Origin of the sequence: Paraburkholderia guartelaensis (assembly GCF_004353905.1) — a bacterium.
Lineage (GTDB): Bacteria > Pseudomonadota > Gammaproteobacteria > Burkholderiales > Burkholderiaceae > Paraburkholderia > Paraburkholderia guartelaensis.
Window position 1 is genome coordinate 89372 of sequence record NZ_SMOD01000023.1, and the last position, 24505, is coordinate 113876.

Below are 24505 nucleotides of genomic sequence, written 5' to 3' on the forward strand. Positions count from 1 at the left end.
CCGGAGAGGTGGCAGAGTGGTCGAATGTACCTGACTCGAAATCAGGCGTACGGTTTCCCCGTACCGTGGGTTCGAATCCCACCCTCTCCGCCAAATTCAGAAAACCCCTGCATGCTTAACCGCTGCAGGGGTTTTTGTTTTTCTGCCCGCGCGCAGGCGTACATGCCGGAACGCACTTTCACTCGCGCATGCAGGTGGGTGCACGAGATCGACGATGCGTCTACACCGACTTGCCCGCCATGCACGCGCGCCGGCAGAACGACAAGTCTTCGGAGGCGGCGAGATCGCCTGGGGTCGTGATCGGACTGCCTGCTCGCGATGTAAGATATTTCTCATTCTTGATGGCGGGTTGCGCTCGAACAATCGGAGACATCTGAAAATTCCGCGCCCGGCGTCATAGGGATGACGCGGATTGCTGCGGGTTGCTGCGCTAGCGACGCGGCAGCGCCGGTACAATCGCCCCTTTGAATTCGCGGCGCCGTGTTCTCCAGCACCGCCGCGCCCACTTCGGTCCACAGATGCCTATCACCTACAAGTCTGCCGACGATCTCGCCCGCCTGCGCATTTCGGGCCGGCTCGCCGCCGACGTGCTCGCGATGATCGGCGAGCACGTGAAGCCGGGCGTCTCCACCGACGACCTCGACGCGCTCTGCAACGACTACATCGTCAACACGCTCAAGGCCGTGCCGGCCAATGTCGGCTACCTCGGCTTTCCGAAGACGATCTGCACGTCCGTCAATTCCGTGGTCTGCCACGGCATTCCGAATCGCGGCGAGGTGCTCAAGGACGGCGACATCATCAACATCGACGTGGCCGTGATCAAGGACGGCTATTTCGGGGACACGAGCCGCATGTACTGCGTCGGCACGCCGAGCTCGGTGGGCCGCCAGCTGATCGACACGACCTACGAGGCGATGCTCGCGGGCATCCGCCAGGTGAAGCCGGGGGCGACGCTCGGCGACGTCGGCAACGCCATCCAGAAACGCGCCCAGGCGGACGGCTTCTCGATCGTGCGCGAGTACTGCGGCCACGGCATCGGCAAGGTCTACCACGAGGAGCCGCAGGTGCTGCATTACGGCCAGCCGGGGCAGGGCGTTCGCCTGAAGCCGGGCATGGTCTTCACGATCGAGCCGATGGTCAACGCGGGCCGTGCCGGCACGACGGTGCAGCGCGACGGCTGGACGGTCGTCACCAAGGACCGCTCGCTCTCGGCACAGTGGGAACATATGGTCGCGGTCACCGACGACGGCTACGAACTCCTCACGCCCTGGCCGGACGGCACAGGCGCCTACGAGGCCCCATGAGCGTGCCTGTGCGGCCTCTGGGGCCGTCTGTCAAGGCTCGCGCGCGGGGCGTCGCGTGCCGGCAATTGTCAAATAAGGATTTGACTCTCAAGCCAGTTCGGTTAAAGCTACGCGTTAGCGCTTTATTGGGGTTTACGACTGCATGAGTCCGTCACTGACCGTTCGCCGTATCGCCGCCGATCAGGGTGCCGTGCTCCGCGAGCTTCGAACAGCTTCGCTGCGCGACGCGCCTTATGCATTCGGCGACACGCTCGAAGACGCGCTATCCGCCGATGCCGCCGTTTTCGACGCTGCGGCGGCCCGGCATGCGGTTTCGCACACGGGCACGTCGTTCATTCTCTATACCGAGGGCCATCCGGCCGGTCTGATCGGCGCGAGCTTCGAAAGCGCGCCGGCGCGCCGCGCGTTCGTCTCGGCGCTGTGGGTCGCGCCCGCGGTGCGTCATCTGAGCGGCGGCGAACTGCTGCTCAACAGCGCCATCGACTGGCTCGTGAGCGAAGGCGCGACGCAGGTCTACGCCTGGATCACCGACACGAACACCACGGCCATGCGCTTCTACGAGCGCCTCGGCTTCGTGGCCACCGGCGATCACGCGCGCAGCCAGCAGCAGCCCGAACAGTGGGAAACACTGCTCATGCGCACGCTCGGCGAGCACACGAAGTCCGCTTCGTCGCCGTAACGCCGGCGTTCGCGCCGCTGCGCGCGGCGGCGCCCGCGTTTCGCTTCCCTCCGTACGACACACCGAACCAGAAACGTTTGTGCTCGTGTGGCGTGCTCGCGCTTCGCGCGCTTTTTTTTGCGCGAATTTTGTTAGTGCGTTTCTGGCAGCGAATTTGGCCGAATACACCATTAAAAATAATGGCCGTGTGCGTCCGCGCCTGTAAAATACGCAAAATTTTTAGCCGAACGCCATGTCGCCCAAGAAATCGCCATATTTTGAACTGAAGAGCGGTTCCGTCGATACGCTTCTGTTCGTGGTCAAGACGACCGAGCTCGATGCCATGCGCGCCGAGCTCACGCGGCGCTTCGAGGCGACGCCCGAATTCTTCGCAAACGACACCGTCGCGATCGACGTGCGGCGTCTCGCCGACGGCGAGCAGGTCGCGCTCGGCGACATCGCGCGTCTGCTCGAAAGCGTGCGCATGCGACCGGTAGGCGTGGTTGCGCAGCCTGAACAACACGGCTGGGCCGCTGCGGCAGGCCTGCCGTTCCTCGAGGCACGCGACCGCCGTGGCGCGGGCGCGAAGCCGGCCGCCGAAGAAGGCGCAAGCGACGGCGAGGCATCGAATGCTTCGGCCACTGCTTCTGTCACTGCTGCTGCGGCCGCGCCGCAAGCCACCGCTGCGCAGCCCGAACTCTTCACCAGCGAGACGGACCCGGCCGCCGCCGAAACGAGCGCTGCGGCAACGGTGAACGCCGCGGCGGCGCTCGACGCCGGCGCATCTGTCGCGCGCACGGAACCCACGCTCGTGATCGACCGGCCGTTGCGCTCGGGCCAGCGCATCTACGCGAAGGGCGACGTAGTTGTGCTCGGCCTCGTGTCCAACGGCGCGGAAGTGATCGCCGAGGGCAACATCCACATTTACGCGCCGTTGCGCGGCCGCGCGCTCGCGGGCGTGCACGGCAATCACGACGCACGCATTTTCTGCACGAGCCTCGAGGCGGAACTGATTTCGATTGCGGGCATCTACCGTACCACTGAAGTTCCACTCGCCGACGACGTGCGGGGCAAGCCGGCTCAAATCCGGCTCGAGGAAGAAAAGCTGTTGATCGAACCGTTGAGGCTCACCTGAGTCGCAGCTCGAGCGTCGTGCGCAGGCGAGCAGGGGCATGAGCGGCACGCGATGAGACCAAACTGAGAAACTGACGAACGCAAGGTAAGGGAATGGCAAAAATCATTGTGGTGACTTCGGGCAAAGGTGGTGTCGGCAAGACGACCACGAGCGCGAGTTTCGCATCGGGCCTCGCGTTGCGCGGCCACAAGACTGCGGTCATCGACTTCGACGTGGGCCTGCGCAATCTCGACCTGATCATGGGTTGCGAGCGCCGCGTCGTGTACGACCTGATCAACGTGATCCAGGGTGAGGCGAACCTCAATCAGGCGCTCATCAAGGACAAGAAGTGCGAAAACCTCTTCATCCTCCCGGCCTCGCAAACGCGCGATAAAGACGCGCTCACGAAAGAAGGCGTGGAGAAGGTGATCGAGGACCTGCGCAAGATGGACTTCGAGTACATCGTGTGCGATTCGCCCGCGGGTATCGAGTCGGGCGCGCTGCTCGCGATGCACTTCGCCGACGAAGCGCTCATCGTGACGAACCCGGAAGTGTCTTCCGTGCGCGACTCGGATCGTATCCTCGGCATGCTGTCGTCGAAGACGAAGCGCGCGATCGACGGCAAGGACCCGATCAAGGAGCACCTGCTCATCACCCGCTACAACCCGAAGCGCGTGAGCGAAGGCGAAATGCTCTCGCTGAACGACATTCAGGAGATCCTGCGCATCGAATTGATCGGCGTGATTCCCGAATCGGAAGCGGTGCTGCACGCATCGAACCAGGGTCTGCCGGCAGTGCATCTGGACGGCACCGACGTCGCCGAGTCGTACAAGGACGTCGTGTCGCGCTTTCTCGGCGAGGACAAGTCGCTTCGCTTCACCGATTACCAGAAGCCGGGCCTCTTGCAGCGCCTCTTCGGTAGCAAGTAAGGGAGGCGAACGTCATGTCGTTTCTTTCGTTTTTTCTCGGCGAGAAGAAGAAGTCCGCCTCGGTAGCGAAGGAACGCCTGCAGCTCATCATTGCTCACGAGCGCGCAGGCGGCCATCCGCCCGCCGACTATCTGCCGGCCCTGCAACGCGAACTGGTCGCGGTGATCTCGAAGTACGTGAAGATCTCCGATGAAGACATTCGCGTGAGCCTCGAACGTCAGGACGATCTCGAAGTGCTCGAGGTCAAGATCGAGATTCCGCAGGCCTGAGTTTCAACGCGCGCAGCCGCTGTGCTGCGCGCGTCGTTTGTCGTATCGCTGCGCTTTCCCCTACGCGCCTTTCTTCTCGCGCGCTGCGCTTTGGCGTGCCCGCCCGCCTTACCGAAATATTCCGTTTCACTTCACCCTGCGCCGTTACACCGCCGATGTCAGCGCAACGCCGTGCTCGCGCATTGATCGGGTAACGCCAATCAAGGCGTCAAACAATCCAGGGTGATCAACATGAACAACTCCATTCGCCTCTTCATCGCCAAGGCCGCGATCGTCGCCGCAGGCACTTGCGCTGTCGCGGCTCCCGCGCTTGCCGAAATCGTCGTGGTCGAGCCGAGCGCGCCGCCGCCTGCCGAACGCGTGGAAGTCGTGCCGGCACCGCGTGTGGGCTATGTGTGGGACAAGGGCCACTGGCGCTGGGATCACGGCCAGTACGTGTGGGTGAGGGGCCACTGGCAGGCTGAGCGGGTCGGCTATCACTGGGTGCCGGGCCACTGGATAGCCCACGGCCCGAACTGGCACTGGGTCGAAGGCCACTGGGCCGTCTGATTCTCCGAGCCCGAGAGGAGCCCTATCATGAGTAAAAAGCTGCTCGCAGCGGCCGTGCTCGCGCTTACGCTGGCGGGCTGCATCGTCGTACCGGCGCGGCCCATGTACGTGAGACCCGCACCGGTCGTCATCTACTAGCCGTTGACCGTTTTTCTCGATCCCTTGACGGATCGTCCCGACCGGGCCCGACGCGCATTGGCGCGCCGGGCCCGGCTCGTTTTCGGCGCGCGTTGTCGATGCCGCACGAGGAATTAGTAAGAAAGGGACAGAATTAGCGCGTATTGGATCGCTCGTTCGCAGGTTGCCGCAAGCTTCGTCAGCTAAAATCTCCCCAAATCCCTTGAAGACTGGAATATCGGGCCCTGCGGTCCGCAGCACAATGAAACGAGTTTTGATTGTCAAAGTGACTTCGCTCGGCGACATCGTCGAGGCGCTTCCGGTCGTGGCCGACGTGCAGCGCGCCTTCCCGGGCGTCAAAGTCGATTGGGCCGCGGACGAGGCCTTCGCCGACATCGTGCGCTGGAATGCCGGCGTCGACCGCGTGCTCTGCGCGCCGCTGCGCCGCTTCAAGAAAGCGCGCCGCTGGAGCGACTTCAAGGCGATCTGGGCGTCGATTTCGGAACTGCGCGCCTACCGCTACGACGCCATCGTCGACATTCACGGCGTGTACAAGAGCGCGATCATCGCGTTTCTCGCGCGCGGGCGGCGCCGCTTCGGCTATCTCTCGCAGGACCTCGGCGAGCGTGGCGCAGCCTTCGCGTACAACGGCCGCTTCGGGCCGCGTCCGAAGTGCGATGCATGGCACGGCATGCGCATCAGCGCCGGCGAGGCGCTCGGCTACACGGTCGACACGCCGCCCGAATTCCAGATGCGCGTTCCGCGCGACGGCACCGCGCTGCCCGCGCCGGATGCACCCACGGCGCTGCTCTTTCACGCGACTTCGAAAGACGAGAAGAAGTGGCCGGTCGCGCATTGGGGCGAACTCGGCAATGCGTTGATCGCGCGTGGCCTGCGCATCGAGTTGCCGTGGGGTTCCGATAACGAGCACGCTACGGCGCGCGAAATCGCGGCGCTCATTCCTGGCGCGACGGTGTTGCCGCGCCTCACGGTTTCCCAGGTCGCACAACGCATCGAGGATTGCGCGCTCGTGGTCGGCACCGACACGGGCTTCGTGCATCTCTCGCACGCGCTCATCAAGCCGACCGTGATGGTCTTCGTTTCGACCGATGCCGAACACAGCGGCGTGCGTGCGCCCAATCGCTCGATCTCGATCGGCGACGGTCATCACGTGCCGCCCGTGCAGGTGGCGATCGATGCCGTCGATCGCATCTACCCCGCGCGCGACGGCGGCGCATCCACGCAGTCATCGCACGTTCACGCCGCTTGAGTTTTCGCGGTCCGGCACGCGCGATGCGGCGTGCCTTCCTCCGCCGTTTCCCATTACGAGCTTGTTAAAAGTGTCGTGCTTGTATTGCAGCGACGCGCCTGACAGCGCATGCAAAAGGCTTTGCGCGCCGATGCTGTTACATGGGCCACACCGCTGCTTACAAATTGCAACGCCTCACGCCTTCGCCGTCGTGTTCAATCGTAACCGTCCAGCCCGACATCGCATGGCCGGACACAGACACTGACTTGAAGGGAGAGACCACTGTGAAACGATTGACGCTTACCCTCATCGCCGGCGCATTGCTCGCGGCTTCGCTGGGCGGCTGCGTCGTGGTGCCGGCCGGCGGCTACTACGGCGGCGGCTACCATCACGGCTATTACTATCGCTGATCGCCGCCGAGCGGTGCCGCGCAAGCGGTACCAGCGGCGCGGCGGCCTTCAGGCAAGCAGCATTTCAATCGCGACGACCGCGGCAATTGCCGCGGCGTTCGCCGCCAGCGCCTCGAGCAGGACCGCACGCCAGCTCGCGGTGCGCAGTCGAAACGCCAGCAGGAGCGAGATGCCCAGGGCGAGGGCGATGATCAGAACAATGTCGGCGTTGCTCAGATGCAGGTTCATCGTCGGCTCCCCCGGGAGATCGCTCCCCGCTTGTTGATTCGAGTATAGACACGCATCGCGCGTACCCAAAGCAATCAAAAAGGGCATAAAAAAAGCGGAGACCGCCTGGCGGCCTCCGCTTTTTTATTGATGCGGCGATGCGTTACGAGAGCGACCTGTGGCGCGTCTCGCGCATGCACAGGACACCGAACAGGCTCACGCAGGCGGCGATCGACACATACGCGCCGACCCACGAGAGACCGCCGCGCGCGGCCAGCACCTGCGCGATATACGGCGCAACCGATGCGCCGAGAATGCCGCCCAGGTTGTACGCGACGCCCGCGCCCGTGTAGCGCACGCTGGTCGGGAAGAGTTCGGGCAACAGCGCGCCCATCGGCGCGAATGTGGCGCCCATCAGGAACAGCTGGATCACGAGGAAGAGCAGCACGAGCGGCGTGGCACCGCTGCCGAGCAGCGGCTCCATCGTGAAGCCCGAGAGAATCGCCAGAATGCAGCCGACGATCAGCACGGGCTTACGGCCGAAGCGGTCGGACAGCCAGGCCGAGATCGGGGTGGCGATGCCCATGAACACCACGGCGATGCACAGCATGCCGAGGAAGGTCGGGCGCGGAATGTGCAGCGCCGTCACGCCGTGCGAGAGCGAGAACACCGTGGCGTTGTAGAAGAGCGTGTAGCACACGACCATGGCGAGCGCGCCGAGCAGCGTCGGCCACCAGTACTGCGAGAGCAGCGTCGCGACCGGCACCTTGACGCGTTCCTCGCGCTCGACAGCGGCCTTGAAGGCGGGCGTTTCGGCGATCTTCAGGCGCACGTACAGACCGAGCGCGACGAGCACCGCCGAGACGATGAACGGCACGCGCCAGCCCCAGTCGCGGAACTGCTGGTCGGAGAGCGTCGAAGCGAGGCCGAAGAAAAGGCCGTTCGAGGCGAGGAAGCCCACCGACGGCCCGAGCTGCGGGAACATGCCGAACCAGCCGCGCTTGCCTTGCGGCGCGTATTCCGTCGCGAGGAGCGCGGCGCCGCCCCATTCGCCGCCGAGGCCGATGCCCTGGCCGAAGCGCAGGATGCACAGCAGGATCGGCGCAAGGCTGCCAATCGCGTCATAGCCGGGCAGGAAGCCGATCAGCGTAGTGGAGAGGCCCATGACGAGCAGCGACGCCACCAGCGTCGATTTACGGCCGATACGGTCGCCGAAGTGGCCGAAGATGAACGAGCCGATCGGCCGCGCGACGAACGCAATGCCGAAGGTGACGAACGCCGAAAGCGCCTGCGCCGTAGCCGAGCCGTGCGGGAAGAACACGGGGCCGATCACGAGCGCGGCGGCCGTTGCGTACACATAGAAGTCGTAGAACTCGATCGCGGTGCCGATAAAGCTCGCAAAGATCACGCGCGCGGTGCTTTGCTGCTTCGCTGCGTTTGCCTGGTCGGCGCGCGCGGGCGAAATGGGTGAGGTGGACATTCAAGGGTCTCCAGTCGTTGTGACGCGCTTGCGCCTGAGTCTTGCGTGGCTTTGCGCGGGCGTCTTTGTTCAGGCTCGAAACGTGGCGGGGCGCGTGCCTGGCGCTCGACGCTCCGGCAGCGTCCGTCAGGCGGCGACGCTTCGCCAGTATGCAACGCACAGCGCGGGCCGTGCGCGTTGATTCCTGACCGGCCAGGGTGCGCGCCGATAGGCGCAAAGGAGCGGGAGCGCGGTCGAAGCCTTGCGCGGCGGCGCGGATGGCGCGTGGCGAGAGGCAAGGCCGGCGGGCGCCGGCTGGGGATAGCGAAAAATTATAACGACCGTGCGCGCCGTGCAGCAAGGCGGGCGTAAGCAGGCCCGCGCGTCAGGCGTCGGCGCGAAGCGCGTTGGTCACTGGTAGTTCTGCGCCTGCGGCGAAGCGAGCGTGCGCAACTGGAACTTGCCGTTGTCGTTGAAGAGCCAGTCCTCGAACATATCGAGCTGGCCTGCGGAGTTGAGCAGACCGCCGGGTGGCGGCGGCAGCGGCGCGGCGCGGCGCAAGGTTGCGAGGGCGGTGGCTTCGGCTTCGTCGTCGCCGTTGGTCCGGTAAACCGACGACTTCACGATCTGGCCACTGCGATTGACCGTGAACGACACGACCACGAGCGAACGCAGCATGGCCTGGGGCGCGCCGTGCAGGACGTAGGACGGGTTGTGCTCGACGATGTGTTTCGCGACTGTGGTGCGGTATTCGTCGAGTGTGGCGCTGTTGATCGCCGCGGGGGGAATGACGAGGAGCGGTTTGGGCGGCGGCGTGATCGTGCAGGCGCCGAGGCACCCGAGAATCGCGAGCAGCAAAACCAGACCGGGGCGCCGTGCGAGGGAGGCGCGAGGTGCGGATGAACCGCAAGACCACTGGACGCGGATGAGCATGTCGAACAAGCTCGGAAGCGGGACGTGAATCGAGCTTAGACGATACGCAGCGGGAAGCAATCAGAACTGTCCCGCGTAGCTCACGGGACCAGCGAAACGGCGAGGGTGTTCGACGCTACTTTACTTATTCGACGGGGAATTGCGCGCAGGGATCGGCCGCGGTCGTTGCGCAGGCGTACGAGTATTCGCCGCTCTTCAGGAACAGCTCCTTGCCGACCTGGAAGTTGTCGCGCAGATTGGGCGAGCTTTCCCACGCGATGTAGCTGGAGCACATCACGGCGAACAGGACGACGAGCGAAAACGCGAATTTTTCGAGCAGTTGGTATTGGTGCGGCATGGCGATCTTTCCCATCAATGGGTAGGATTTTACCTCATGATTAGGGTTTTCACCTAGTGAATTTCGGGCGTTTTGGTGGGGTGATTTTTGGGTTTGACCCTTTAATTGCGAGAGGGCGGCACTACGCTCGACATGAGCGCGATCTGTCGTCGCAAGATAATTCGTCATGCTGATTATTTCTGGCGAAATGCAGGCCACGCATTTTCGCGTGGCACAAGGTCGGCATCTCTTGGGTAGCGGCGTTTCGGCGTGGCGGCCGGCGCTTTTGACGACACGCTGGCGCGCAGACGCGCCAGGTTTCACGAATTGGCGGAGGCGGTGAGATTCGCGCTTAGTATAGAACCGGGCCTTTAAAAACAAAGACTTAGCTTCGTTCCTGGGTTGATTCTGGCACACCCTGGCGGCACACGCAAGGGTGTGCTTGCAACGCGAAGGATGTCGCTGGCGGCATGACCTGGCAACGCGGGAAGGGGCGCGCTCGAGCTACTGGCGTGAGGCAAAGCGTACTGTTCGCCACCGTCACCGTGATGTGACGATTGAGGTGCGAAAAATGTGGCCGACGAACTTCGGCGAATTAACGAAGGGGGGCTTCCCGCTGCACCAAGTCGTCTACGCGCAGGCCACGGCACGCAATCCTCAACGGTGGTCTCGCTCGACCCGCAATTAGGAAATTGACGGACGAGGTCTGGCTCAATCCGGAGCGCACGCCCCGGACCGAATTAAAGCGGTGTGCGTGAAGTGACGCGACAACTACCTTGACAAACGCCGGCGGGGTCTCTGCAAGCACCGACGCCGCCCCGACCTTTGAGCCTTCGTTGAGATGTAAAATAGCCAAACGGCCAGCGACGTTCTCCGCTGCAATAGCAGGTGCAGCGCCACCTTGTAAAACGATGCATTTTGGGTAGGCGGCTCCCACAGGCAGTGGTTGCCGCTAATTTGTAAGCTGGAGAGTTAAGCGCGGGCACGAATTCCGTTGTTCTGTTTTTTCCGTGCGGGAATCTCGGCGCGTTCCGTGGCTAGAGTGAACGACTATTGTGACTACAGCAACGTGGGTGGTCGACGGGTGCCAGATTTCTCTTCGGAGGGCTTCGGGGGAACACGTACTCCTGCCGGCGATGGACATCTTCAAGGCATTATTTGGGCGTCTACGTGTCTGCGCTGGCGAGCCCGTTCGAAGTCCTCTCGATGACATCACTTGGCTGACATTCTCGCGACAGCCGGCGCAGCCGGCCGTACGTCTTACCGGAAGCAGTGGTCGTGACCTCCAGCTCTCCGTTGGACTGGCTACGGACACCGGATTTGCTAGGCCGGATGGTGCGGCGGACCAATTCATTCATGACGGCCGGTGGTATCCTTTAAGGACAGACCTCAATCAAGCTGCACTCGACTGGTTGGCGGAAGCTGGAATTGCGTCGGACGGGAGCATCTCTGTCGCGGACCTTGTAGCCCTTCGCGCACGAAAGGACGGCCCGTTCCTGCTATTCGATGAAGTAAGGTTCGACGCGTCGACATACCACGTGGACGCGCCCGTGGTGACGATTCCGGGTTTTTCCGGAACTCTCTATCCGTACCAGACGGCGGGCGTTGCCTTTCTGTCCCTTGTGGCAGAGCAGGGCGTTGGGTGCATTCTTGGTGACGAGATGGGTTTGGGCAAGACCGCGCAGGTCATTGCATTGTTGCAGATTGAAAAGAACGCCGGACGCGGCCCAGCCCTTGTTGTCGCGCCCGCGACGTTGCTCGAAAACTGGGCCCGGGAACTGGCCTTCTTCGCTCCTACTGTCGGCATCCTCATCCACGCTGGCGCAGAAAGGGCTGGCGTAACCGCCCGCCTACGTGGTGCGGACGTCGTTCTTGTATCCTATGACACGGCAGTTCGCGACGAAGAAATTCTCAATCAAATCGGGTGGAATATCATCGCGCTCGACGAGGCTCAGGCCATTAAAAATCCTGACGCACAGCGGACCGCCACGGTGAAGCGGCTACCCCGACGGGTGTCGATTGCCATAACTGGTACTCCGCTGGAAAACCATATCGATGACCTCTGGTCCTTGGCAGATTTTGTCATGCCCGGTCTGCTCGGAGACCGGGGTGAATTCGTCTCCCGGTTTGGCAACCAGCTTGAGGATGCTGCCAGACTGGCACCTATCGTCGCCCCGATGCTCCTGCGTCGCAAGGTAGCAGACGTCGCTCAGGATTTACCGGAGCGGATTGAAGTTCCGCAAGCGTTGCAGATGTCGGAGCCCCTTGCAAACGCATATGAGGCTTTGCGCAAACAGACGTTGGCGGAGTTCGGTGCTGCTGGTGGTCTGGTTTCTCTCTCGCGCCTTCGCATGCTTTGTGCTCATCCCTCGCTGGTCGGTGGCTGGCACGCAGACCCTTCGTCGGAGATGCCGAAATACGAGCGGACTGTGGAACTGCTCGACGAGATTTTCAGCGGGAACGAGAAAGCGCTCATTTTCTCGACGTACCACGCCATCGTCGATATTTTCATGTCCGACATGCCTCGACGGTTTCCGAACGGATTTTTTGAATATATCGACGGTCGAGTCGAGGGTGCCGCAAGGCAGTCGGTGGTGGACCGGTTCTTTGAGCATAAGGGGTACGGCGCACTCTTTCTGAATCCGAAGGCTGCTGGTTCTGGCCTGAACATTACTGCCGCCAATCATGTCATTCACTACAATCCGGAGTGGAATCCGGCACTGACGGCGCAAGCGTCTGCCCGTTCGTATAGAAGAAAGCAATCCAGACCGGTAACGATTTATCATCTGTTCTACGTCCACACAGTGGAGGAGGTGATTAGGAATGCGGCGGCCTTCAAGGAGGCATTGGCGGGTGAAGCCGTGACGGGGCATGACGGGAATATTGACCCGATGGCCATCGCACAGGCACTGCGCGTTTCGCCGCTAGCCTAAAACGGGGGGAAGACGAGTGACAACAGCAGTTCGAAAGAAGTTGAGCGCCAACGACGTTGGAACGACGGGTGGTCATCAGGCGGGCATTCTGGTTCCCAAGGAAAAACAGGTTCTTTCGTTCTTTCCTGACCTCGATAAGACGGTGAAAAACCCGAGGATGAAACTCGTTGTGTTTGAGCGCGAAAGCCGCGAGCGATGGGAATTCAATTTCATCTACTACAACAATAGACTGTTCGGTGAAGGTACCCGTAACGAATATCGTCTTACGGGCATGACAAAGTTCATGCGTGCCATCGATGCCAAGGTCGACGATATCCTTGTTTTTTCTCGCGACGAAAATGCGTCGTTTGAAGTTGAAATCATTCGCGCGAGCACGTCATCAAGCTTGCAGATTGACGGCGACACCCTGGTTCTGGGTGGTGGATGGACCGTTATTCACTCGAGTTAACTATATAGAGTTGCCCCATGACTGAGAAACATATCAGCGTTCCGCCCGACGTTGCACGCATCAGTGAAGGTCTGCGAGACACCGGATACGATTTCAACGCCGCTGTCGCCGATATTCTCGACAATTCAATTGCGGCCGGGGCGGATAAGATTTACGTCCATCTCGAAGTGGACTTCACCGACAGTGTCGTCATTTCTGTCGTCGATAACGGCCACGGCATGAACGAGGATGGTCTCGTCAATGCGATGAAGTACGGGTCCAGCAAGCGCGCCAGCGCCAAGAGTCTCGGCAAGTTTGGTATGGGCTTAAAGACAGCTTCGACTGCTTTTTGTCGGCGCTTATCGGTTATCTCGCGGGACTCGGGTGAGTCCCCGATGCTGCGTGCGACCTGGGACTTGGATGAAATGGCGGCCCGGAACAGCTGGGACCTCGAAGTCGCCGCTGCGGATGCGACACACAAGCAAGTGCTCGACCAGATAGCGCCAGGAGCGGCGGGGACGGTTGTGCTTTGGGAAAATATTGACCGGGTTACTGCTCCCGAAGGACAACCTATACGAAAGACAGTTGAAAAGCTGGCATCGGGCCTTAGGGACCATATCGCGGTTGTCTTCCAGCGCTTCCTCGATGTCGACGACAACCGGGAGCGAAACGCTCATATTTTTGTTAATGGTGAGCCCGTTCTCGCGTGGGACCCGTTCTGCATCGTCGAGACCAAAGAGCCCATCGCAGAAAAAAAGATGGACGTTCAGTTGCCCGATGGAAGCAAGACTTCGTTTACTGTGCGAGCGTTCATACTGCCTCGAAAAGAGGAGTTCAGTTCGGATGTGAATCGGGTGGCAGCGCGCGTTTCGAACGAACGTCAGGGTCTCTACATTTACCGGGAGAATCGGCTCATCCACGGGCCCGACTGGATGAACATGTTCAAGCAGGAGCCTCATTACTCTCTGCTTCGTGTTGAACTCTCGTTCGACCATACACTGGACAATGCATTCCAGGTGGACATCAAGAAGTCCCGTATCGAATTGAATTCGGGGCTGTACGAGTGGCTGCGCGACAAGTTTCTTGCGGGACCGCGACGCGAGGCCGAAACGCGTTATCGCAAAGGTGCCGCAGGGATTGCGAAAGGGGCAGCGGCGTTGCTGCACTCCTCGGCTAGCAATGTCATCGAACAAAAGGCCAGCGCCCTCAAGACCGCTGAAGTTGCAAAGGTAGACGAGGCAACCGGCAAAGTTACAGTCAACAACAACTCGGGTGTCACTACGACCACCGTTCGCCTCTTAAATTCGGAGGATATCGGAAGTACTCACGTGGTGACGAATGGGACCTTGGAGCACGGGGTGCTTTGGGAGCCGACGATTGGCAAGAATAGCAAAGCGGCGGTAGCTCTTAATACAGGGCATCCGTTCTACACCAAGGCGTATCTGCCCAACAAGGCAAACAGCACTGTCATCCAAGCCTTGGATTACCTCCTTTGGGCACTTGCACAGGCAGAGCTAAACAACATTAATCCTGACAACCAGGATGCCTTTGAGGAATTCCGTATTGAGGTTTCACGTAACCTCAAGAAATTGGTAGCTGATTTGCCAGACCCGGTCGAAAGTGGGGATAGCTGATGTCGGAGGGGCTCGATATCGAGGTATTGCGTCGCAAGCTCGAAGGTCGGTTTCAGGTTGCACTGTACTCGCACGCTGAGATTGTCGACGGCGGCAGCTTCGATGCGCTGCGTCCAGCGGGGATGGAGCCGGGCAATGGATTTGCCATTCTCTTGTCCCGGACGCACCGGCAGTTTGAAGCCTCTTTCAAAGCTGATAATTTCGCAGGCGCGCTTCTGCGAGTCATGTCGGAAGCAAGCGATGGTCAAAAAGCGGCGTTCTCGCGTGCGCGCGCGACTGCGGAGGCTTCCGGCACGCGGGTATATGTCGCAATCAACGGCGTCGACGGTGTGGATTACCTTGACTTGAAGGACCGCTGGGCCCGTGTTGAGATTGATGTTTCGCGCCGGTTCTCGTCGGGAGGGAATGCAGACGAGATATTTGCAACGGCCTTTCAGGTCGCGTCCTCGTGCCTCACGCTTGTTCTTGCCTTGGCCGGCGTCGGCGAGGGGTTTCAAGCACTTCCTGACAATTCGGTGAGCGGATTGCCTGAGGGCGCGAAGATGAGGGTCGAGGTGAATCGTTACGAGCGCAGTCCGGTCAACAGGGCTGCCTGCATCGAGCACTACGGACTCAGATGCCAAGCCTGCGGGTTCGATTTTCTGGATTTCTACGGCGAACAGGGGGATGGATACATTGAGGTCCATCATCGTACGCCCGTCTCCAAGTTAGGGCCAGATTACGTGGTCGACCCGCTACACGACCTAGTGCCGTTGTGCTCGAACTGTCACGCGATGGTTCATAGGACCGACCCTCCGACACCGGTGGATGTCCTGCGAGAGTTGGTTCTGTCCCGAAAAGCAGTCAAGCCACCTGCCGCGTGAAAACTTCCTGGCGCGGGGTGGCAGGACCTGGTAAAGTGGCGCAGTCGTCTCTCAATCGTTCTGAATCAACAATCTTCGGAACGCTCCGGGCGCGTTTGGAGGCACCTTGGGACGTTTGTCGGTCTGGTTGCTGCTAGGAATCCGGAAGGAGCAAAACTCTACCCCTCGAAGCGACGAACAACTACTGAAAGCTACGCATGGCAGCGCAAAAATTTACCTTCATTGACCTCTTCGCAGGCATTGGGGGCATCAGAAAAGGGTTTGAATATATCGGCGGGAAGTGCGTCTTCACAAGCGAGTGGGACAAGCACGCCCGTATCACTTACGCCGCTAACTATGGCGAGAGCGAAGAGGATATCGCAGGCGACATTTGGTCCGTTCCTCTGGATTCCATTCCGGACCACGACGTCCTCGTCGGCGGATTTCCCTGCCAGCCCTTTTCGTTGGCTGGGGTGTCCAAGAAGAATGCCTTGGGGCGGACGCATGGCTTCGCGTGCGATGCACAGGGTACGCTGTTTTTTCGCATTGCTGAAATATTGAAGGAGAAGCGTCCCGCTGCCTTCATGCTGGAAAACGTAAAAAACCTGGTGTCCCACAATAAGGGACACACGTTCCGTGTAATCCGGCACGTGCTCGAGAACGAACTTGGTTATCGCATTAGCTGGAAAGTAATCGATGGGAAGCGCTGGACCCCTCAGCATCGAGAAAGAATATATATCGTCGGCTTCCGTGAGGATGTGGGCTTCGAATGGCCTGACGAGTCAGCGTGGCCTGAGCCAGGCTTGACTAAGCTGGGCTCCATACTTGAGCCTGAAAAAACAGTCGACCCGAAGTACATCCTCTCTGACAAGCTCTGGAGCTATTTGCAGGGCTACCGGGATAAGCACGTCAAGGCGGGCAATGGATTTGGTTGCTCGGTGGTGACGCGCGACGAAACTACTCGAACTCTGTCAGCCCGCTATCACAAGGATGGGTCGGAAATTCTCGTACACCGTGGTCGCGGCCTCAATCCACGTCGCCTTACGCCTCGTGAATGCGCGCGACTTATGGGTTTCGAGGACAGTTTTCTGCTGCCTGTATCGGACACACAACTGTATCGCCAGTTTGGCAACTCAGTCGTGGTGCCGGCGGTTAAGGCCGTTGCCAAGGCGATGGAGCCTTATCTGAAGAAGGCCCTCAAGAACGGAAAGGCATCGGGCGTTGCTAAGACCGCGCAAAAAGGCGAGGTGATTCTAAAGGGCGCGCCGAATCTGCCGTCGCGGCTCGTTAAAATTCCAGTCGTGATGTAACCTACTATGCGGACGCAATGGCGCGGAACCCGGGCGTGGATGGTTTCGCGGCGCTGCATCTAGCGGCAGACGGAAATATGACTTGAAAGCCGAGTCGTGGCTGCCAGGTGCTAACTGTCGCCAAGCAGACCTACCGTATCACCTATGGCTATGCTGAGATAGCAGGCGGCCGAAATCCTCACGCGCATCTCGAAGTTCCTGCATTGCTGCGGCAAGCCGCGCTAGTTTAAGAATCGAGGGTTGTGTGACTTCGAAGGCGTCAAAATGTTTCTCCATAGCGGCCAATACGGCTTGCATTTCACGGGCGGCGCTGGCAATGCGTGCGACCGCGACTGCCTCTGGCGAGTTGATAATCTGTTCCGTCAAGTTTCGATTGTCAGTAAGGTAATCAGGGCTCCGACGGTCCGGACGTCTCGCGAGGAGGCCAGACTTCGGCTCCTTTCGGAAGGGCTAGTAGCGTAAGCGTGCAATCGTACTGTTCGGCCGATATTTTCATCTCGCGCAACTGCATCGTCGGGTCGGCGTGGGGAAACCAGACTGACGCCGGTAAGAATATCCCTTCTTTTTCGTGTGCGATTTGCCCGTTCGAGGCGAGCGACGAGGCCGGAATTTCGATGGTCGACTTGCGCGTCGCGAAGTAGGCACCAGCTTTGAATGCCGGCTCGCTTGCAGATGACCAGTCCATGAAGCCGTCGCGTGACATGACGAGCACAGCTTTCTCATCGGTGTAGGAAAGCCACTGCAGGATGGCCGCCGTCAGGGATACTCCGTACCGCTCCGCGCATGCGCCTAGAGCGTGAAGAGTAACCTCCCCTGTCACCTGCGCGCGGAAGTCGTGCAGCGGCATTAGAAGGTAGGACGCGAACTTATCGGCATCGCTTTCGATGGCCTTTTCAGCCCGGGTCCATTCGAGCATGTCCTTCGCACTACATTCGAATGTGTCCTGCCCCGCACGGTGCAGGACGTAGTGCCCCAACTCATGCGCTTTGGTAAAGCGGATGCGGCCGGGTGAAGTTAGCGACTCGTTATACAGAATGGACCATTCGGCGCTACCCGTCTTGAACAACCCGCCCTCGAAGCCCTGAATGTCTGCGGCCTGTACTCGGACCACCGGGTCCGGCATTTTGAAAAGGCTCGCGCAGTCCAATGCGAGCGCATCGACATTCACTGGGAAACGTGCGCCACCGTGAATCTGGTGAAAAGTATCCAGAATCTGTGACAGGCGGTTGGCTTCCTTCGCCGGGGATGGGCTCATTGGTTAGGGCTTGTTCTTGAAGGTATCGAGAATCCGGCGGAGTTGCTCTTTAGCCTGCGGGTCTAGGGTTTTATAGTTGCGAAAGAACGCCTCGTCGCGATGGCGCTCCTCGGGTTCCCGCACGTCTTCCTCAATGAAATAACTTGCTGAGACGCCGAGCACGTCGGCCAGTTTTGTCAGCTTCTCGGCGGATGGCCGTTGGGATTCCCGGTTTTCGAGTTCCCATACGTAGCTCTTACTCATGCCTGCCAGTTCGGCAAGCTTTTCGAGCGTAAGCCCTTTCTCCTTTCTCAACTCACGTAGCTTGGCACCAAGCCTGGTCGCCATGTCGAACTCCTGGACGATGTTACTCGCAGCATAGAGTATCACGATTCCGAACTTTTTTGTTGACAACCGAGAATCGCGAGATTAGATTATTCGTGAGTTCGCTGTTCCGAACTTTTTCTGACGAACTTGCGGTATGTGTTCTGGCGAGTTGCAGGAAATCCGGTGCGAGCTTGGGGCCGTCTCCGGCCGAAATTCAACCGCACGCTGGCCGTCAATGCGGCCCATGTAAGGACAAGTATGGCACCGGAAATCACTTTCTTCCCCGTCGGCAACGGGGATATGACCCTTATCAAACTCGAGAGCGGTCGAACTATTCTCATCGACACGAACATCCGTGAGCCGGGCGATGGCGTTCGAGATGTCGCGAAGGACCTGCGCGGCGAACTGAAAAAGGACGAAGGGGGACGCCCCTACGTTGACGTGATGGTACTCAGCCACCCCGACGAGGACCACTGTCGCGGGTTGGAGGCCGAATTTCACCTGGGAGCGCTGTCGGACTACTGCGACGACGCCACGCCGAAGAAAATCGTCATCCGCGAGATGTGGTCGTCGCCGCTCATTTTCCGTCGGGCGAGCAAGACCCACAAACTGTCCGCTGACGCCAAGGCGTGGAACCGGGAAGCAAAGCGTCGGGTCGAGCTGTTCCGCGAGAACGGCATCGGCGCGGATGGCGACCGGGTCCTCGTGCTCGGCGAAGACAAGGATGGCAAGACCGACGACCTCGGCGACGTCCTCGTCAAGGAAGGCGAGACCATCCGCGCGGTATGCGGGGTGCGCCAGAACAATTTCCGCGCGCTGCTGCTTGCGCCGTTGCTCGCCGACGATGATGAAGAAGACGAGGTTCTGAGCAAGAACGAGTCAAGTGTCATCGTGAACTACGCGATTGGGGCGGGTAACAACCCGGATGCGGTGAAGTTTCTTTCAGGCGGGGACGCTGAAGTGGCCATCTGGGAGCGGCAGTGGGCGCGGCACAAGGACAACCCCGCGCCGCTCGAGTACAACCTCCTGTCGACGCCGCATCATTGCTCCTGGCGTTCGCTGTCCTCGGACAGCTGGAGCGATTTGCGCCGTAAGGCAAAGGTGAATCCGGATGCGCGCGCAGCGCTGAGTCAGGCACTCCCGGGCGCGACTATCGTCGCGAGCTCGAACGTAATCAAGGACGATGATGTTGACCCGCCTTGCATCCGGGCCAAGGAGGAGTATGACGCCATCGCCAGGGACGCGCGGGGGGAATTCTGGAACACGTCGACGTACCTCTCCGAGGACAATCAGCAGCCGCTGAAGTTTGAAGTGTCGGAAGGTGGACTCAAGCGAGTGAAGAAGCGTGCCGACCCCGCAACAACTGCTGCTTCAAGTGCCGGTCTCGGAAAGCAACCCCTGATGCATGGTTAAGAGGGCGCTCGCGTGGGTCTGAGTTCTTCGATACAAGATGCGCTGAAAAAACTGAAGGCGCATCCATCGGTCACGCAGGTGACCGTCATCGAGCTGCCAGGAGGTGACGCGATTGCATCGGCGGATTTCGATACGAACCTTGCGTCGACCTGGCGCGCGGCAGGCATAAGCCCGACCGGTGTTCGCGCAACGGAAACGGTGGAGTATTACTTTCCACCCGACTACCCGTATCGGGCACCACGCCCAACGTTGCGACCGGATTTCAACGCTACGCTTCCGCACATTAATCCGCATCAGTCGGGAGAGCGCGTGCCGCCATGCGTCGTGTATGGCAGCGCACTGGAGGTGATGCATAACGACGGCGTTGAGCGACTTTTCGACCAAATGGCGCTGTGGCTTGAGCATGCCGCCGAGAACAAGCTTATCGACTATGCGCAGGGGTGGGAGCCCATGCGGCGAGACCAATGCGACGACATGCTGGAGGCCGACCCCGATGGACTGGCGGGTGATGCAGTATTGGGTAGTGTGAAGGTCTATCCGGCGATTATTGCGTGGTCGCGAGAGACGGGTGCTTCGTATGGGCGTAATCGTCGCAAGGCACGTTCCGCCCTAAGCGGCAAGGAGTTTTCAAAGCTATGTGCCGGCGTACGGCAGGAAGGAGACGTCCTGATTGCCGAGACCCTGCTCGCTGTTTGCTGGCCGGTGCCGGAAGGCAAGGCCGGGCCGCGTATCGTCGATAGCTACCAGCCGGACACTGTGCGCTCGTACGCTGACCTGCGTCAACTGGCAGAGCAGGTGGGTTGCGAACAGGCGCTGTCAAGATTTAGCGCGAACATTGATACTGTGGCCAGTGCGGTGGCCAAAACCAACGCGCTCCCTATCTACATCGCCCTTGCTGTTCGCCGCCCCGTTCGACTCATTGGTCTGTCGACGGATTACGAGTTTCTGGTCTACCGCATCGACGTAAGTCCGCCCAAAGGGCTGACAGCAGCGAATGAAAAGTTAGTTTCGCCGGTGCTGATTGCCGCCTCGATGTCATCGGCGCTTCTACATCGCACTTCGGGTATCGATGACAATACCTCGCGCATTCAGCTCGGGTTTGTCGGGTGCGGGAGCCTTGGCTCGAAAATCGCCGTTCACGTTGCAAGGGCTGGATACTCGCCAGCACTGCTCGTTGATAACGACCGGTTCTCGCCGCACAACGCGGCACGTCACGCGTTGTACCCGTCGCAGTTCGGGCGCGTGGAGAGCAAAAGTCGGCTGTTGGCGAACGAGATTGCCTCTTTCTCTGGAGGTCGAACGCCGCCCATATATGAAAAAAGCGTCCTGACGCTGCCCTACGACGACAAACAGTTCGCGCCGTTTTTGTCGAGTCGCGACTCAGTATTGCTCAACACTACGGGGTCTCCGTCCGTACGACATTTCCTTGCCGCCACGCCCATCACCGCGCGCATCATGGAGGCGTGCCTACTGAATCTCGGCAGCGCGGGTTTGCTCACGCTGGAAGGTGAATACCGAAACCCGTCGACGACAGACCTGATGGCGCGCGTATTCGAACGTTTGCGGCAGGCGGGGATTCTCAGGGCACCCGCGTCAGAGCATTTGAGCATGGTTGGCGTCGGGGTCGGCTGCAATTCCGTGACGCTGCCTATGACCGACGCGAATATTTCCCTCATTGCAGCCGGTGTTGGGCAGGCTACCCTGCAGCTATATCCTACTGGCTTGTCCGAAGCCGGGATGCTGGCTGTCGCACGACTGAGCACGGACGGCATGTCAGTCGACTGGCAGCATGAGGCGGTTGGAAAAACACACGTTGCGCTGGTGGAGCCCGACGATGGCTGGAGCGTCCGTGTATTGGATGAAGCGCATCGCAAGATGTGTGCGGATGTCGCGGCTCACCCGGCGGTCGAGACAGGCGGCGTTATCGTAGGGCGTGTATCGATGCCGCTGCGTGAAATAACCATCGTGGACGTCCTCGATGCGCCACCTGACAGCAAGCGCACTGCATCGGCGTTTGTTCTTGGAACAAAGGGTATGGCTGAGCGTGTCCATGTGTATAACGAAACCGGCCAAGGTGTTCTCTGGTGTCTCGGAACATGGCACAGTCATCTGATGCCCGCTGGTCCATCTGCAGTGGATATTGCGACGGCAAAAACGCTCGAAGGCACCATCGCTGGTGCAGCTGTCCTGGTTATTCATCGGCCAGATGGATATTCGGCGATTGTCCGTGACGGATATTGAAACGGGAGTGAGCATGGTGTGGGGCGGACAGATTCTCTTTGATGCGTATGACCGGAAGGCCAGACTCGCACCTTCGATGCTTGCAGTGACCCCCTTGCTGACGAGTGCGATTTTCGGTTTCGAAAATACAGCCGTCTTGGAGCGCGTGGCGACACTGCTCGTTGCCGTTGGTGGCCTGTGGTTGCTCGCGGACATGAGTCGGGGGCTCGGTCGTATGAAGCAGCAAGCGTTGTTCGCGCGTTGGGGCGGCACACCGAGCGTTCAGTTGCTGCGTCATTCGAACCCAGCGATTGACCCGCACACGAAGGCGCGTTATCACGCGTGCCTGCGAGCGAAGGCCAAGGTGACGCTTCCGACGGCGGGAGAAGAAACGTCTAACCCGGGTGACGCAGATGCGCGTTACGATTCCGCGCTTCAGTGGCTCCTGCAACACACCCGCGACAAGAAGCGGTTCGCGTTGCTTGGTGCGGAAAATGCGACATATGGGTTTCGACGTAACGGCTACGGCATTCGTTGGCTGGGGCTTGCAGTCTGCGTGCTCACCGCAGGCTGGTCTGCCGGCGTGTCGTACTTCCATTCAGACCTTCCTTTCCGGGTGGCAATAGCACAACCCGGCACGGTCGTTCAACTCGTTTTAACCGCCATGTTGTCCCTCGTTTGGCTTTTCTACTTTCGAGAAAAAATGGTACGTGATGCCGCGTTTGCATACGCACGCGAATTGATTCGATGTTGCGAAGTCATTGCGGTACCAGTACATAGTCGAAAACCGAAGTCGACAGAGAGCGCTTCGAAGTCCGGCGCGGCGACCAAAGGTCCGGCACCCTGATGCTAACGTGCAGCGAACGCTCGCGTCGATTGCCGCGATTTGCTCCAACTGTACGGCAAGTCATGGACATCTGCCGTCCGTAAAATGTACAGAACAAGCCGTCGATTTTTTCGTCAACCATTCGCAATGAGGTATATCGATGCCGTCGGTCGTTCCCCTTCTTAATCTCGCCACAAACTACCTTTCCAGCGATTGGTTGCAGGCCTTCTTCGCTATCTTTCTGCTTATCCAGCTTGCAGTTCAGATTGACAAGGCGCACCGAGCTTTGAGCGCTTCCGGAAAGCAATGGAAGAAGACCGGGCGGGCGGTAATGGCCCTCGCGAAGCACGTGGAGATTTCAGTCAATCGCATGATGGGGTATCAGGAAAACCGTCCGCCGCGTCCCGCCATCGATGCGACACTGTTAGCTGGAGACGTCCTGCTGTACTGGATGTTCTCAGCTTGGATGTTCGCGGAGGGTACGGTAATCATGCTTCTGGTCATCATGAAGCGCCCCCACGAAGTCAAGCTGGTAGCTATGTCTGTTGTGGCCACACTGGTTCTCTATGTTTTCGCCGCTATTTACCGCAACATGGGTTCAAAAAAGTGTCGTGCTCTGACGAGCCTGTTTAAGGAAAACGCGGGGGACCGGCGCTGCCAGGTGTTCATGACGGTCAGCATTGCCGCGTGTGCATTTGCGCTTGCTGCCATTGAATACCTGGCGTGGCCGTACATCAATGGCATGTGAACGGAAGGCGCGCAATGTGAAACAACTCGAGACCTGCCCCTTAACGATTCAAGGAGACCGCATCTCTCGTCGGACTTGCTCCGCCGGCGCGGCGGTTCGCCGCGCCGGCCTTGGCCGCCCACAGACGAACTCGCTTCGCTGTACCCGAGTACTCGCTCATGTTCCCACTCCAAAATGGAGGATGCTTTGACAACAGAATTCAACTTCAAGGGCCTGCATCCGGCCTTCTTGGAAGCGGTAAATCGGCACGAACCTTCCATTGCCTTTGCGCTGGCGGAAGGTAGAGGGAAGTTCGTCTTTCTGCTGTTCATGACGACAGACTCGTCGGGGCGAATCGTATGGGGAGACCTTGAGCTTTTCATACTTCTCGCCCGTACCCAGAAGATGCTGCAATTCAAGCTGTTGGGAAATCATAAAAAAGCGGGCGACTTCAAGATTCGTTTGACCGAGGACGACGAGGAAGCCATTCGAGCGGAACTTGGTTTAGGCCAAGCTGCGGGTGGTCCAGCTTTTGCCCTTCTCGACTTCTTGGCAAAGTTGAACGGGATGATTCCAGCTTCCATTCCTCTGGAAGCAAAGGTGGCAGCAATCAACGACGAGAAGACGGCTATCGAAGCCCACTGCAAGACCTACCTCGACGATGCCAGCAAGGTCTATCTCCTTGGGGTACGGCGCTTACCGGACGGTATGCGGCCGCGAGAGGAGACGCTACGGAAGCTTTACATGCTCGATGCAGAGCCGGCTGCCATTGCTTCGCTTATCCGGAACCTGAAGAGGATACGCTGGACCACCTCTTGGACGGCAGCGAAGCCAGTGACAGATAAGTTTGCTGAAATCTTTGCCAAGGTTTCGGCCATTGGGACCAAGTCGTGACGGGCTGCTCTTGCCAAACGTTGCATTGCTGCCGGTGGCGAGTCTCGGCTGGAGCGTACAACGAGCGTTTGCTGCTTGTGGCGTGTTGCGCGCGCACGGCGGCGGTGACCAGGCGAGAGCGCGCTTAAGTATTTATGGATGTTGTCGATAACAGATTGGGAGTTCTTCAAGCTCTCAAATCGATAACTTTACCGATGAGGCAAC

General features: G+C 59.8%; 25 protein-coding genes and 1 tRNA gene. 19 read left to right on the forward strand and 7 right to left on the reverse strand.

Annotated elements, in window-relative coordinates; translation table 11 throughout:
- Positions 1–2 precede the first annotated feature (2 nt).
- The 9 genes from E1N52_RS26915 (at position 3) to E1N52_RS45320 (ending at position 6599) form a co-directional block, all read left to right on the forward strand.
- Positions 3–93, forward strand: a tRNA-Ser gene (locus tag E1N52_RS26915).
- Between the two features lie 425 nt (positions 94–518).
- On the forward strand, positions 519–1304 hold the full coding sequence (gene map, locus E1N52_RS26920; protein WP_133185840.1) for a type I methionyl aminopeptidase: 786 nt from the start codon (positions 519–521) through the stop codon (positions 1302–1304).
- Between the two features lie 142 nt (positions 1305–1446).
- Complete coding sequence (locus E1N52_RS26925) at positions 1447–1983, forward strand: GNAT family N-acetyltransferase (RefSeq protein ID WP_133185841.1); 537 nt, start codon at positions 1447–1449, stop codon at positions 1981–1983.
- A gap of 232 nt (positions 1984–2215) precedes the next feature.
- Entirely contained in the window at positions 2216–3097 is an 882-nt protein-coding gene (gene minC, locus E1N52_RS26930) for a septum site-determining protein MinC (protein WP_133185842.1), read from the forward strand.
- A gap of 92 nt (positions 3098–3189) precedes the next feature.
- Positions 3190–4005 carry a septum site-determining protein MinD gene (gene minD / locus E1N52_RS26935; protein WP_028205181.1) on the forward strand — a complete coding sequence of 272 codons (816 nt, stop codon included), beginning with the start codon at positions 3190–3192 and terminating at the stop codon, positions 4003–4005.
- A 14-nt stretch (positions 4006–4019) separates the two neighbouring features.
- Entirely contained in the window at positions 4020–4274 is a 255-nt protein-coding gene (gene minE / locus E1N52_RS26940) for a cell division topological specificity factor MinE (RefSeq protein WP_027795398.1), read from the forward strand.
- 231 nt (positions 4275–4505) lie between these two features.
- Positions 4506–4823 (forward strand): YXWGXW repeat-containing protein, encoded by a 318-nt coding sequence (locus tag E1N52_RS26945; RefSeq protein ID WP_133185843.1) that lies wholly within the window; start codon positions 4506–4508, stop codon positions 4821–4823.
- Between the two features lie 379 nt (positions 4824–5202).
- The gene (waaC, locus tag E1N52_RS26950) at positions 5203–6210 is read left to right on the forward strand and encodes a lipopolysaccharide heptosyltransferase I (RefSeq protein ID WP_133185844.1); all 1008 of its coding nucleotides are present in this window, start codon (positions 5203–5205) and stop codon (positions 6208–6210) included.
- Positions 6211–6473: 263 nt separating this feature from the next.
- Positions 6474–6599, forward strand: a complete 126-nt coding sequence (locus E1N52_RS45320; RefSeq protein ID WP_256094537.1) for a hypothetical protein — start codon at positions 6474–6476, stop codon at positions 6597–6599.
- A gap of 48 nt (positions 6600–6647) precedes the next feature.
- Here E1N52_RS45320 and E1N52_RS26955 read toward each other — a convergent pair whose 3' ends face one another.
- The 4 genes from E1N52_RS26955 to E1N52_RS26970 all read right to left on the reverse strand — a co-directional run bounded on the left by E1N52_RS26955 (position 6648) and on the right by E1N52_RS26970 (position 9535).
- Positions 6648–6827 carry a hypothetical protein gene (locus E1N52_RS26955; RefSeq protein ID WP_133185845.1) on the reverse strand — a complete coding sequence of 60 codons (180 nt, stop codon included), beginning with the start codon at positions 6825–6827 and terminating at the stop codon, positions 6648–6650.
- Positions 6828–6969: 142 nt separating this feature from the next.
- The gene (locus E1N52_RS26960) at positions 6970–8286 is read right to left on the reverse strand and encodes an MFS transporter (RefSeq protein WP_133185846.1); all 1317 of its coding nucleotides are present in this window, start codon (positions 8284–8286) and stop codon (positions 6970–6972) included.
- A gap of 390 nt (positions 8287–8676) precedes the next feature.
- Complete coding sequence (locus E1N52_RS26965; RefSeq protein ID WP_133185847.1) at positions 8677–9198, reverse strand: TonB family protein; 522 nt, start codon at positions 9196–9198, stop codon at positions 8677–8679.
- A gap of 124 nt (positions 9199–9322) precedes the next feature.
- Positions 9323–9535 (reverse strand): hypothetical protein, encoded by a 213-nt coding sequence (locus E1N52_RS26970; protein WP_028205175.1) that lies wholly within the window; start codon positions 9533–9535, stop codon positions 9323–9325.
- A 1517-nt stretch (positions 9536–11052) separates the two neighbouring features.
- On the opposite strand from E1N52_RS26970, the gene E1N52_RS26975 reads away from it, so the two are divergent.
- The 5 genes from E1N52_RS26975 to dcm all read left to right on the forward strand — a co-directional run bounded on the left by E1N52_RS26975 (position 11053) and on the right by dcm (position 16660).
- Positions 11053–12447, forward strand: coding sequence for a DEAD/DEAH box helicase (locus E1N52_RS26975; RefSeq protein WP_165979450.1), 1395 nt, complete (start codon positions 11053–11055; stop codon positions 12445–12447).
- Between the two features lie 40 nt (positions 12448–12487).
- Positions 12488–12895: an EcoRII N-terminal effector-binding domain-containing protein gene (locus E1N52_RS26980; protein WP_205965671.1), complete on the forward strand. Its 408-nt coding sequence runs from the start codon at positions 12488–12490 to the stop codon at positions 12893–12895.
- Between the two features lie 17 nt (positions 12896–12912).
- Positions 12913–14508: an ATP-binding protein gene (locus tag E1N52_RS26985; RefSeq protein ID WP_133185850.1), complete on the forward strand. Its 1596-nt coding sequence runs from the start codon at positions 12913–12915 to the stop codon at positions 14506–14508.
- Complete coding sequence (locus E1N52_RS26990) at positions 14508–15371, forward strand: HNH endonuclease (RefSeq protein ID WP_205965672.1); 864 nt, start codon at positions 14508–14510, stop codon at positions 15369–15371. The genes E1N52_RS26985 and E1N52_RS26990 overlap by 1 nt, the downstream gene beginning before the upstream one ends.
- Positions 15372–15568: 197 nt before the next feature.
- Positions 15569–16660, forward strand: coding sequence for a DNA (cytosine-5-)-methyltransferase (gene dcm, locus E1N52_RS26995; protein WP_133185851.1), 1092 nt, complete (start codon positions 15569–15571; stop codon positions 16658–16660).
- A 138-nt stretch (positions 16661–16798) separates the two neighbouring features.
- Here dcm and E1N52_RS27000 read toward each other — a convergent pair whose 3' ends face one another.
- The 3 genes from E1N52_RS27000 to E1N52_RS27010 are packed head-to-tail and all read right to left on the reverse strand — an operon-like array spanning position 16799 to position 18242.
- A complete protein-coding gene (locus E1N52_RS27000) occupies positions 16799–17026 on the reverse strand; it encodes a hypothetical protein (protein ID WP_133185852.1) in 228 nt (75 codons plus the stop codon).
- 22 nt (positions 17027–17048) lie between these two features.
- Positions 17049–17915 carry an ImmA/IrrE family metallo-endopeptidase gene (locus tag E1N52_RS27005; RefSeq protein ID WP_133185853.1) on the reverse strand — a complete coding sequence of 289 codons (867 nt, stop codon included), beginning with the start codon at positions 17913–17915 and terminating at the stop codon, positions 17049–17051.
- Between the two features lie 3 nt (positions 17916–17918).
- Entirely contained in the window at positions 17919–18242 is a 324-nt protein-coding gene (locus E1N52_RS27010; protein ID WP_133185854.1) for a helix-turn-helix domain-containing protein, read from the reverse strand.
- Positions 18243–18479: 237 nt separating this feature from the next.
- On the opposite strand from E1N52_RS27010, the gene E1N52_RS27015 reads away from it, so the two are divergent.
- From E1N52_RS27015 to E1N52_RS27035, 5 genes are all read left to right on the forward strand, one after another.
- Entirely contained in the window at positions 18480–19634 is a 1155-nt protein-coding gene (locus E1N52_RS27015; protein WP_133185855.1) for an anti-phage 6A-MBL system MBL-fold protein, read from the forward strand.
- Positions 19635–19646: 12 nt separating this feature from the next.
- Positions 19647–21875, forward strand: a complete 2229-nt coding sequence (locus tag E1N52_RS27020) for an anti-phage 6A-MBL system cap2_3 protein (RefSeq protein ID WP_133185856.1) — start codon at positions 19647–19649, stop codon at positions 21873–21875.
- The gene (locus E1N52_RS27025) at positions 21862–22701 is read left to right on the forward strand and encodes a hypothetical protein (protein ID WP_133185857.1); all 840 of its coding nucleotides are present in this window, start codon (positions 21862–21864) and stop codon (positions 22699–22701) included. Before E1N52_RS27020 ends, E1N52_RS27025 begins: the two co-directional genes overlap by 14 nt.
- 139 nt (positions 22702–22840) lie before the next feature.
- The gene (locus tag E1N52_RS27030) at positions 22841–23428 is read left to right on the forward strand and encodes a hypothetical protein (RefSeq protein ID WP_133185858.1); all 588 of its coding nucleotides are present in this window, start codon (positions 22841–22843) and stop codon (positions 23426–23428) included.
- Between the two features lie 186 nt (positions 23429–23614).
- A complete protein-coding gene (locus E1N52_RS27035) occupies positions 23615–24301 on the forward strand; it encodes a hypothetical protein (RefSeq protein WP_133185859.1) in 687 nt (228 codons plus the stop codon).
- Positions 24302–24505 lie beyond the last annotated feature (204 nt).

What these genes read in the sequence shown, in the direction of transcription:
- map (WP_133185840.1), top strand. Translation starts at nt 519, where the DNA reads ATGCCTATCACCTACAAGTCTGCCGACGATCTCGCCCGCCTGCGCATT.
- E1N52_RS26925 (WP_133185841.1), top strand. Translation starts at nt 1,447, where the DNA reads ATGAGTCCGTCACTGACCGTTCGCCGTATCGCCGCCGATCAGGGTGCC.
- minC (WP_133185842.1), top strand. Translation starts at nt 2,216, where the DNA reads ATGTCGCCCAAGAAATCGCCATATTTTGAACTGAAGAGCGGTTCCGTC.
- minD (WP_028205181.1), top strand. Translation starts at nt 3,190, where the DNA reads ATGGCAAAAATCATTGTGGTGACTTCGGGCAAAGGTGGTGTCGGCAAG.
- minE (WP_027795398.1), top strand. Translation starts at nt 4,020, where the DNA reads ATGTCGTTTCTTTCGTTTTTTCTCGGCGAGAAGAAGAAGTCCGCCTCG.
- E1N52_RS26945 (WP_133185843.1), top strand. Translation starts at nt 4,506, where the DNA reads ATGAACAACTCCATTCGCCTCTTCATCGCCAAGGCCGCGATCGTCGCC.
- waaC (WP_133185844.1), top strand. Translation starts at nt 5,203, where the DNA reads ATGAAACGAGTTTTGATTGTCAAAGTGACTTCGCTCGGCGACATCGTC.
- E1N52_RS26955 (WP_133185845.1), bottom strand. Translation starts at nt 6,827, where the DNA reads ATGAACCTGCATCTGAGCAACGCCGACATTGTTCTGATCATCGCCCTC.
- E1N52_RS26960 (WP_133185846.1), bottom strand. Translation starts at nt 8,286, where the DNA reads ATGTCCACCTCACCCATTTCGCCCGCGCGCGCCGACCAGGCAAACGCA.
- E1N52_RS26965 (WP_133185847.1), bottom strand. Translation starts at nt 9,198, where the DNA reads ATGCTCATCCGCGTCCAGTGGTCTTGCGGTTCATCCGCACCTCGCGCC.
- E1N52_RS26970 (WP_028205175.1), bottom strand. Translation starts at nt 9,535, where the DNA reads ATGCCGCACCAATACCAACTGCTCGAAAAATTCGCGTTTTCGCTCGTC.
- E1N52_RS26985 (WP_133185850.1), top strand. Translation starts at nt 12,913, where the DNA reads ATGACTGAGAAACATATCAGCGTTCCGCCCGACGTTGCACGCATCAGT.
- E1N52_RS26990 (WP_205965672.1), top strand. Translation starts at nt 14,508, where the DNA reads ATGTCGGAGGGGCTCGATATCGAGGTATTGCGTCGCAAGCTCGAAGGT.
- dcm (WP_133185851.1), top strand. Translation starts at nt 15,569, where the DNA reads ATGGCAGCGCAAAAATTTACCTTCATTGACCTCTTCGCAGGCATTGGG.
- E1N52_RS27005 (WP_133185853.1), bottom strand. Translation starts at nt 17,915, where the DNA reads ATGAGCCCATCCCCGGCGAAGGAAGCCAACCGCCTGTCACAGATTCTG.
- E1N52_RS27010 (WP_133185854.1), bottom strand. Translation starts at nt 18,242, where the DNA reads ATGGCGACCAGGCTTGGTGCCAAGCTACGTGAGTTGAGAAAGGAGAAA.
- E1N52_RS27015 (WP_133185855.1), top strand. Translation starts at nt 18,480, where the DNA reads ATGGCACCGGAAATCACTTTCTTCCCCGTCGGCAACGGGGATATGACC.
- E1N52_RS27030 (WP_133185858.1), top strand. Translation starts at nt 22,841, where the DNA reads ATGCCGTCGGTCGTTCCCCTTCTTAATCTCGCCACAAACTACCTTTCC.